Genomic DNA, 8,142 nt, shown 5'->3' on the forward strand with positions numbered 1-8,142 from the left:
CTCCAGCCACCGTGGTCGAGTCTCTGGTGCGCGGCTTTCAGCCGAGTTGTGCGCGGAGCGGTAGGCCGCGGACCGCCGCCGCGCGGCGCTTTTGGACGTGGTGCGGGAGGCGGGGCGCCTTTTTCCCGCGCACACAAAAACGGCGAGGGGTTAGCCTCGCCGTTTGTGTCGTCTCACCTCATCCCTGGGAGTCATCATCCTGATGATGCCGCGATCCTTGCGACGGTTCCCTTGGCTTCAATCCCTAGCAGCCTTCATCGATCCGTCGATGTCGGTATGGGAGTCACTCTACCCAGGTGGCTGCTGCACGCCTATTGGGCAAGCGCTCGATCTGCTGTAGGCGATGGCTTACAGGGAGAGAGCTGCGGGGCTACCTACCGGGCTGTGGCATAATTTTGCAATGCAAAAAAAGTCCCTCCATAAGGGAGGGACAAGGGTACTCATGCAAGTCACATACCTTCGAGCACACACCTTATAGGCTAGACAGGCCACATGCATAAACATTCAAAATATTTTTTGCTATGCAAAAAATATCTATCTCTATCTGGATGCTTCATGTGGTGGAGCTTCTGGCGAATGACAAGTCACTGGAGCCGCGACATCGTGACCATCCGCTGACTGGCGACTGGAAAGACCATCGCGACTGCCACATCAAGCCGGACCTGGTGCTGATCTACCGGAAGCCGGATGCCGGGCGGTTGCAGCTCGTACGCCTGGGTTCTCACAGCGAGCTGAGGTGGTGAATGTGCGCGGCGAAGCGCTCAATGTGAGGCTGCTGTTGCTAGAGTGTGACGCGTCATAGGACGGAACACCCCCATGCGTCACACCATCGACGAGGCCGCGTCACTGGTCGGCAGGACACGCCGCTCGCTTTACCGGGCGATGGCTGAAGGCCGTCTGTCATACGGCTTGCAGCCCGATGGTCGGCGCTATATCGATACCGCCGAACTGCTGCGTGTCTACGGTCCTTTCGAGTCACCGTCCCATGGCGTCACACTGGAAATGTCCCATGGCGTCACAGTCCCCGGCGACTTGGGCGACGTGATCGCCAAGGCGGTAGCGGAAGCGCTTGAACCGTTGCGGAAGGAGATTGAGCAACTACGGGAAGCGCTGCTGCGGATCGACCATAAGCCGCCGCCGGCGAAGGCTGTGCCGGCAGCGGACAGGCCCGCCCCACAGTCCTTCGCTGATCTGCTCGAAGGGCTTGGGGATTAGGCGGCCGTGCCTGCCTTCCTCAGCCTGGCGCGCAGCTGCTCCCAGGTCTCGCCCGGCCGAGCGTGGGCGGCCATCTCCGTATCGGTCATGTCGGCAGGAGTGAGAGCAGTGTTCGCGCCCTTGGCCGCGGGCTTGGTGGTTTTCTTCGGACCGAAGGTGAACACCAGGTGCGTGACCTTGCGGCCGGTTTTGCGCTGCTCCCACTTCACGGCCAAGGGGCTGTGCTCGTTGACCTGGGCTACGGCAGGCTCAATTACCCAGCGGCGCAAGTCCGCCATGAGGGGATAGCGGTCCTCAAGCTGGAACCAGTCGCGCAACTGCTCGACGCTGATCTCCCGGCTGCCGACACTGCCGAACTGGGCTAGCAGCTCGAACAGGCGGATGGCATAGGCGCTGGACATGTTTGACACTGCCGACAGGGCGTAACGAGTGAACTGCTCGGTAAGCCCGATCAGGAAAGGAAGAATATCCTTGCCAAACCGCAGTTCGACACGCCCCTCCTTCTCAATGTAATCCGCCGTCTGTACCCATACGGTACGGCGTTTTCGTTCTGGCCGAGCCTCTCCATTCGGCTCAAACATAATCGTTATACGCCGTTCTAGAAGTCGATCAGCTGCTGCAGCAAGGTCGCGGTAAGCAGTCTTCTGATCGGTGCCACACAGCTTGGCAAACTCAGCCGCTGTCACTGAATAAAGAACTTCATCGGTGATTTCCTCGTCACGGCGCACTTGGGCAATGCAGCTCAGAATCAACCGCTGCTCGACGGCACTCAACCGGTAGGATGCGGAAATAATGTGGTTGGACTTTACGACCTGCAGCTCTTGCGGCATGACAGCACTCCCTGTACAAATATGAGAAATATATTATTCTCATATTTAACCGTCAATCCCTCCACATTTAACCGTCAATCCCTCCACATTTAACCGTCAATCCCTCCACATTTAACCGTCAATCCCTCCACATTTAACCGCTGAAACCCAGCAATGGCGCGGCCTACAGCTGACCTAAAAGGTTTTAAAAGAGTAAAAGTAAAAACAATGCGCGCGAGCCTCGCGCTACGAGGCCGCCACCGGCGGCCGCTTATTCATGCCCCTGAAGGGGCGGGGAAAGCGCGGCCTCACCTCCAGGAGGCCACCCCTCCGGGCTAGGCTGGCCCCACCACCCTCGGCTGCCAATTTCCCCTGCCTGGGTCTGTCGCCATGTGCTAAGCAGGCAGCGTCGGTGCAGATCCAGCGCTGCGCGCGAGCGATCCAGCCCAAAGGGGGGGCTAGCCATCGGCTGCACATCGACGCCAAGGCCTCCAGGAGGCTCCAGGAGATCCGTTTGGGTGGCTGGGTATGGGGTTGCCTAGGGTGCTCACTCTGCGACGCTTATATGCGTGAGTAGCGACGGTCGCAAACCGCCCAGGTCGTTCCGGTGGCTGGACGCACCCGCGCCCCCGGAGGCCGAAAGCAAGGCCGCACGAACTACTAGGACGAAGAAGGAGCCGAAGGCTTGAGCCTGCTGAGCGAGTACGGGTAGCACAGCCGAGCGGATTCGAGCCTTGACGCCCAGGAGCGGCCCTCCAGCTTCGGCATGGCCAGTTGAGAGGCTCGCAGCATCCGGCAGTTGCTTAAGCAGTGATTTTCGCGGGCGCGAAAATGCGACGTGTGATGAAACGTTAATCCTGGAGGGACCACAGACGTGACCCCAAAGGCCTGACAAATGCCTGACAAAAAGCCAGCAAACGGCACATCGGCGCCCTAACTCCTGACAATTAACCTGCTTTTGCCTGACAAATGCCTGACACCATGGTGGCAGGCAAGAGCGCAAGAGCCATAGCCTAGAACACAGGCACGCGAGGGATGTATACATCCGCATGCTCAAGGAGGCCCTTGGAAACCCTGAAAAGGGCCTCTACGAGTCCTCCAAAGCCTGACGCGCTGCGTTTGTCCCCTGCTCGCAGAGGCGCCCGATTGCCATTAGGGAGGTCTAGGAGCGAGTCAGGCGTACAAGTCGGAATCCTTCCACCATAGGGGCATCGGCCAATGCCGGCTGGTGGGCGCTGGAGCGCGCCCAGGTGCGCGAGTCGGAATCCTTCTACCATAGGGCACCGGCCGATGCCGGCTGGTAGGCGCTGGAGTGCCCCCAGGTGCGTGAGTCGGAATCGGGGGTTGGGGAGCAACGGAACCAAAAACCAACGTAACGTAGTAAGGCTGAAAGAGTTCATCGCTGCCGAAAACATGGGCGGTTATCCAGACTTTGTTTCGGCGAACGGCTTTTCCGCACCGCTTTTTATGCATTGGACCGCTCTGGCGTCAGGGGCTGTAAGAGACTGACAAAACGGTGATTTTTCCGAACTCACCAGACGTTTGCAGGCCGGCACCGGGCTTAAGTGCACTTTCTGTTCCGTTACTCCCCAAACCCCCATGTCCTAGGCCTGACCTGACCAGGGAATCCAGCAGCACCGTGCCGGAATCATCGACCACGTCGACCCAGTAGGTGGTCGGGGCCAGGCCGGTCGTCTTGAGGAGCGAAAAATAGGTCATTCGTCACGCCTTGGCGTTTGCGTGACTCCGACAGGCTCTGGGCTTTCCGTCGAGCTGGCGGCTGAAGTGGTAGGTTTCCTGCCGACCTTGGCAGGCAACATGTTGCCTTTTGTTCCCTGCCTGTTGCTTTTTGCTTCCTTTTTGCTCTCTTCCTGCTTCCTTTTTGCTTCCTTTTTGCTTCCCAGGTGCTTCCTAAATGCTTCCTATGGTTTGTTTTGAGGGGGGATTGGATTTCTAGTGCAGGATAGGTTTCGTGGTGCCACTTGTGCCACAACGCTCATGTCGAGCTCATGCGATGCTCAGATCTTCCGTGCTCATGGATTACAACGGGCAATGCCTAGAAGGTGGGGGCTGGTCGCTAGCTATTGGCAAATAAGCATCTATAACCAGAATGCCTTGGTCTTTTATGTAATGTAAATTTGCATTACGTTATGGCTATCAATGAAGAGGGCCAAAAAGAGGGCTTTTGCCATGGCAATACTGACCGTTACCACCAGGGGACAGGTCACGTTTCGGAAAGATGTGCTCCAGCACCTCGGTATCCAGCCAGGGGAAAAAATCGAGATCGAAAAGCTGCCCGATGGCCGGGTGGAACTGAAAGCCGTACGGCCGAAAGGCTCGTTCCGGGATCTACAGGGCTTCCTGATAGGCAAGACAAACGGCCGCACTCTGACCATCGATGAAATCAACGAGGCGATAGCTGACGCAGGCGCAGACGCAGGGGCTGGCAAGGAATGAAGATCACAGCCGATACAAATGTGCTGCTGCGTGCTTGTGTAGCTGACGATGCAGAGCAATCCCAAGCCGCTATCGAGCTGTTGGCAAGCGCAGATATGGTAGCTGTAAGCCTGCAATCTCTGTGTGAGTTCGCATGGGTCTTGGCCCGGCAATATCAAACTGCACGTGAGGATATTTCTGCCGCGATCCGTGCCCTACTTAATACAGAGAACGTAGTCGTCAACCGGCCCGCTGTTGAGGCTGGTTTATCGGTCCTTGATGCTGGCGGCGACTTTGCCGATGGCGTCATTGCCTACGATGGCAACTGGCTAGGTGGTGAAACCTTCGTTTCCTTCGACAAGAAAGCGGTAAAGCTGCTTTCCGCACAAGGACAGTCCGCCAGACTCCTCTCATAAGAGGTGAGCGATAGCGGGTTAATCGCGGATGCAAAAATGAAACCGAGCCAAAGGCCCGGTTTTTTATTGCCCGTCTGCCGGCGTGACGTTTGACCTGCACTCCTCAAGGCGTGCCCTGGCTCGCTCGGCTATGGCCTGCGCCTGGACGATATAGGCGGCGTCCCCCGTCTGTTCGGCGTCGGCCAGAAAAAGGGCGATCCCCTCGGCGGTGGTCAGGCTGTCGGCAGGGTCGTAAGTGTGTAGCTGGTCGGTCATGTGCAGGTCATCCGTCACGATGGGGGGTTGATTCGGCGTGCATGGTTCGCGGCCTCCAGCCCGGTAAAGTCGCCTCGGGCGGCCCTCCGGGGGCGGCTCGCCGCGTGGCAGGGGTGCAGGGGGAAAAGCTCCCCTGCACCCCAGACCGAGGCTGGGGGCACTCCTGGGCGTCAAGGCCGGGGCCGCTGCGCGGTCGCGCAAGCGCGAGCCTTGACCCCCATCCGTTTCGGGTGCCTACCACAGCCCCGCGACAATGTGTGTCGCATCAGTTCGTGCCGCTCTCGCGGATCACCTGGGCAAGCTCGGCCTCCAGCGTCGTGCCGGCCTTCTGTGCCCGCTCTAGAGCCATATCGCACGCCATGAAGGCCCACACGTCATACTGGGCAACGTGGGTAGCCTGAGCCTGTTCCATGATCCTGAAGCATGGCGGCGCGTGCCTGGACGGCCTCCAGCACGTCCGGCAGGCGGTGGGGGTAAGGGTAACGCTGTAGCAGCTCTTGCAGGTCATTCATCACGCCTTCGCTCCTTCTTCGTCCTGGTGGTGGTCGAGCATCGACCAAGGGCTCGTACATGGGGCCGCTTCCTGTTCGCGATAAGGTTGGGGCCAGCGCCAAACCAGTACCCCACTCGATGGTAGGCCAGTCCCCTCCCCTCTGGCAGCCGCCGCCGGGCGTAAAAAAGCCCGCCAGGGGCGGGCCTTGCTGGGGGGCCGATTGAACAGAACACCCGTTACGCGAAGCTCCAGGCCGTCAAGCGGGTAAACAGGGAAACGGCGAAACCAGGAAGCATAAAAGCAGCGAGGTTTAACCTCGCTGCTTCTGTCTATCACTGCCGCACGGAGGAAGAGCTAAGCAAGTTGTCGAGAACAATTTCCCACTCTTCTTCAACTTCTCGACCGATTATTAAATAATCGATAAGGCCTTGATTCAATAAATCAATAAAGCGCCGTAAGTCTGATTTGCGTACAGACCACTGTTCCTTGCCGTCAACAAATACTATATGGTTGATAGAGATGCCGCTTTTGCTTTCGAACTCTCGTAACTCCATCCCTACCAAGTGACACTCATAGACGGCATCACTCATTTTACTGCCGCCTTTTGTTTGCCCCCAATACTCTTTGATTTCCCAAACGATCAGCGGATTTGCAAGTCCCGGAATTGCTCCGTCTAAATTTCGGGCAGAAACATGTAAATCATTTGTAGAGCACCATACACACCGTGTCTGTGGGTCAAGGTTTGCTGTTGTCCCATGCTTATTGCTGACTTCTCTTGCCACAGCAGAGACTGCCGCGATCATAGCTTTTGATGATTGATGATGGTCAGCATTCTTAGTGCGTGTACGCCTAACAGCCTCATTTTTGCTTTCACAAAAAGCAAGAGCTTCGGCCTCTGTGCGTAGAAAAGATTCCGCTTTTAAAAGCTGTATTTTTCGTTCTTCTTGATATTCGAAAAAAAGGTCAACAAGCTGAGCTTCGATTGGAAGCTCGCTACCATCAGGAAGTTCAATTGCTCGCTTTGAACGCAACTCTTCAAGCCACGCTTGTTGAAATGCTTTTTGCTTAGAGAGGGATAGATAAAATCGGTGTAGATCCCATAAAGGATGCCGCCACCCCAAACTCAGCCATCTTTCTGAACCACGCACAACAGTACCTATTAATTAAATGGTATATAAAAGCTCTGCCAACAAAATCGGCAAGCCGAGTGTCTGGCTTTTAAAAATTCTCTGGAAGCAAATCTTTTGCGCTAACCCCTAAACTTTCTGCTATTCGCTGTATTGTTGTAAGCGTAGGGTTCCGCTCTCCGCGCTCAATTCCGCCGATATATGTTCGATGGATACCAACTTTATCTGCGAACTCTTCTTGGGAAACTCCCTTTGCTTTGCGTAGATTTCGAACAGTCTCTCCAAACGCTATACAGATCGCATCTTTCTTCATCCTGGCCTCATGAGCCTTAAAGTCGCTATATTGCCAGCATCCAAAAATGCTACTTGACAGTCTACAGACTATAAGTATCATAAGGCCATGATGCTCACTCCTACTCTCACACCGAAACCCTTCATTAAATGGGCTGGCGGCAAGCAGTCCTTAGCCCTTCTTTTATCCACGGAATTTCCTCATGACTTCGAACGGCTATATGAGCCTTTCGTTGGAGGAGGAAGTATTTTTCTTTCACTCTGTCCGCACAAAGCAGTTATTGGCGATCACAATAGGTGGTTAATCGATACCTATCGTGCTATACGAGATGCATGGGAAAAGGTTGCAGAGATTCTAGACTCAATTCCAAATACAAAAGAAGATTATTTACGTGTTAGAAAAGTTCTTCCAGCATCTATTGGTCTAGAGCAGAGAGCAGCTCATTTTATATATCTAAACAAAACTTGCTTTCGCGGCCTCTTCAGAGTTAACCGCAAGGGGGAGTTTAATGTTCCCTATGGGGAGTATGATCGTAGATACTACGATCCAGACAACTTGAAGGCTGTTTCTTTCGCTCTGCAGCAAACAGAGATACGGTCTGGGGACTTTGAGCGTACATTATTTGATGTAACACCAAAAGATTTTGTATATCTGGATCCCCCTTATTATAAATTGAGTGGTTATTCTGACTTTAATCGATATACAGAAGCTCAGTTTCGTGAAAATGATCAGCTTCGGCTTGGGGCGCTATGTCGTGAACTAGACCAGAAAGGCGTCAGATGGGCTGTCAGTAATAGTGATACAGAGTTTGTACGCCATGTATTTTCTGGTTTTAATATAAAAGAAATTAGTGCTCGCAGAGAAATAAATTTAAAATCTAGTAAAAGGGATATAATCGAGTTGCTAATTAAAAACTATTAATTAGCAACTCCGACGTTAGAGTTTGTAGGAAACATATCAATAACTGATATGGGCAGTTGTGGGGCTGAGCGGTGGGACTGGTACTCCAGCCACCGTGGTCGAGTCTCTGGTGCGCGGCTTTCAGCCGAGTTGTGCGCGGAGCGGTAGGCCGCGGACCGCCGCCGCGCGGCGCTTTTGG

The 8,142-nt window shown here is 54.9% G+C and carries 12 protein-coding genes; 5 read left to right on the plus strand and 7 right to left on the minus strand.

Annotated features, from left to right (window positions below; genetic code table 11):
* Window positions 1-521: 521 nt before the first annotated feature.
* Complete coding sequence (locus FHR87_RS18320) at window positions 522-743, plus strand: type II toxin-antitoxin system YafQ family toxin (protein WP_183168214.1); 222 nt, start codon at window positions 522-524, stop codon at window positions 741-743.
* A gap of 73 nt (window positions 744-816) precedes the next feature.
* A complete protein-coding gene (locus FHR87_RS18325; protein ID WP_183168215.1) occupies window positions 817-1,215 on the plus strand; it encodes a hypothetical protein in 399 nt (132 codons plus the stop codon).
* On the opposite strand, the gene FHR87_RS18330 is transcribed toward FHR87_RS18325, so the two are convergent.
* Window positions 1,212-2,045, minus strand: a complete 834-nt coding sequence (locus FHR87_RS18330) for a replication initiation protein (protein WP_183168216.1) — start codon at window positions 2,043-2,045, stop codon at window positions 1,212-1,214. The genes FHR87_RS18325 and FHR87_RS18330 overlap by 4 nt on opposite strands.
* Window positions 2,046-3,512: 1,467 nt before the next feature.
* Complete coding sequence (locus FHR87_RS18335) at window positions 3,513-3,743, minus strand: hypothetical protein (RefSeq protein WP_183168217.1); 231 nt, start codon at window positions 3,741-3,743, stop codon at window positions 3,513-3,515.
* 471 nt (window positions 3,744-4,214) lie between these two features.
* Here FHR87_RS18335 and FHR87_RS18340 point away from each other — a divergent pair, with 471 nt between their 5' ends.
* Together FHR87_RS18340 and FHR87_RS18345 are read left to right on the plus strand one after the other, a co-directional pair.
* On the plus strand, window positions 4,215-4,481 hold the full coding sequence (locus FHR87_RS18340) for an AbrB/MazE/SpoVT family DNA-binding domain-containing protein (RefSeq protein ID WP_183168218.1): 267 nt from the start codon (window positions 4,215-4,217) through the stop codon (window positions 4,479-4,481).
* Window positions 4,478-4,876: a type II toxin-antitoxin system VapC family toxin gene (locus FHR87_RS18345; protein WP_183168219.1), complete on the plus strand. Its 399-nt coding sequence runs from the start codon at window positions 4,478-4,480 to the stop codon at window positions 4,874-4,876. The genes FHR87_RS18340 and FHR87_RS18345 overlap by 4 nt, the downstream gene beginning before the upstream one ends.
* 63 nt (window positions 4,877-4,939) lie before the next feature.
* Here FHR87_RS18345 and FHR87_RS18350 read toward each other — a convergent pair whose 3' ends face one another.
* The 5 genes from FHR87_RS18350 to FHR87_RS18370 all read right to left on the minus strand — a co-directional run bounded on the left by FHR87_RS18350 (window position 4,940) and on the right by FHR87_RS18370 (window position 7,064).
* Window positions 4,940-5,131, minus strand: a complete 192-nt coding sequence (locus FHR87_RS18350; protein WP_183168220.1) for a helix-turn-helix domain-containing protein — start codon at window positions 5,129-5,131, stop codon at window positions 4,940-4,942.
* A 265-nt stretch (window positions 5,132-5,396) separates the two neighbouring features.
* A complete protein-coding gene (locus tag FHR87_RS18355) occupies window positions 5,397-5,543 on the minus strand; it encodes a hypothetical protein (protein WP_183168221.1) in 147 nt (48 codons plus the stop codon).
* Window positions 5,506-5,643, minus strand: a complete 138-nt coding sequence (locus FHR87_RS18360; protein ID WP_183168222.1) for a hypothetical protein — start codon at window positions 5,641-5,643, stop codon at window positions 5,506-5,508. Before FHR87_RS18360 ends, FHR87_RS18355 begins: the two co-directional genes overlap by 38 nt.
* A 313-nt stretch (window positions 5,644-5,956) precedes the next feature.
* Window positions 5,957-6,772, minus strand: coding sequence for a DUF7687 domain-containing protein (locus FHR87_RS18365; protein ID WP_183168223.1), 816 nt, complete (start codon window positions 6,770-6,772; stop codon window positions 5,957-5,959).
* A 70-nt stretch (window positions 6,773-6,842) separates the two neighbouring features.
* Complete coding sequence (locus FHR87_RS18370) at window positions 6,843-7,064, minus strand: helix-turn-helix domain-containing protein (RefSeq protein WP_183168224.1); 222 nt, start codon at window positions 7,062-7,064, stop codon at window positions 6,843-6,845.
* 87 nt (window positions 7,065-7,151) lie between these two features.
* Between FHR87_RS18370 and FHR87_RS18375 the strand changes: the two genes are divergently transcribed.
* On the plus strand, window positions 7,152-7,964 hold the full coding sequence (locus FHR87_RS18375) for a DNA adenine methylase (protein WP_183168225.1): 813 nt from the start codon (window positions 7,152-7,154) through the stop codon (window positions 7,962-7,964).
* Window positions 7,965-8,142: the final 178 nt, after the last annotated feature.

Origin of the sequence: Azomonas macrocytogenes (assembly GCF_014191985.1) — a bacterium.
Taxonomy (GTDB): Bacteria; Pseudomonadota; Gammaproteobacteria; order Pseudomonadales; family Pseudomonadaceae; genus Azomonas; species Azomonas macrocytogenes.

Excerpts from the sequence above, each read along its gene's own strand:
- FHR87_RS18370 (WP_183168224.1), bottom strand. The coding sequence starts at position 7,064 with ATGAAGAAAGATGCGATCTGTATAGCGTTTGGAGAGACTGTTCGAAAT.
- FHR87_RS18345 (WP_183168219.1), top strand. The coding sequence starts at position 4,478 with ATGAAGATCACAGCCGATACAAATGTGCTGCTGCGTGCTTGTGTAGCT.
- FHR87_RS18375 (WP_183168225.1), top strand. The coding sequence starts at position 7,152 with ATGATGCTCACTCCTACTCTCACACCGAAACCCTTCATTAAATGGGCT.
- FHR87_RS18335 (WP_183168217.1), bottom strand. The coding sequence starts at position 3,743 with ATGACCTATTTTTCGCTCCTCAAGACGACCGGCCTGGCCCCGACCACC.
- FHR87_RS18320 (WP_183168214.1), top strand. The coding sequence starts at position 522 with ATGCAAAAAATATCTATCTCTATCTGGATGCTTCATGTGGTGGAGCTT.
- FHR87_RS18360 (WP_183168222.1), bottom strand. The coding sequence starts at position 5,643 with ATGAATGACCTGCAAGAGCTGCTACAGCGTTACCCTTACCCCCACCGC.
- FHR87_RS18325 (WP_183168215.1), top strand. The coding sequence starts at position 817 with ATGCGTCACACCATCGACGAGGCCGCGTCACTGGTCGGCAGGACACGC.
- FHR87_RS18350 (WP_183168220.1), bottom strand. The coding sequence starts at position 5,131 with ATGACCGACCAGCTACACACTTACGACCCTGCCGACAGCCTGACCACC.
- FHR87_RS18340 (WP_183168218.1), top strand. The coding sequence starts at position 4,215 with ATGGCAATACTGACCGTTACCACCAGGGGACAGGTCACGTTTCGGAAA.
- FHR87_RS18355 (WP_183168221.1), bottom strand. The coding sequence starts at position 5,543 with ATGGAACAGGCTCAGGCTACCCACGTTGCCCAGTATGACGTGTGGGCC.
- FHR87_RS18330 (WP_183168216.1), bottom strand. The coding sequence starts at position 2,045 with ATGCCGCAAGAGCTGCAGGTCGTAAAGTCCAACCACATTATTTCCGCA.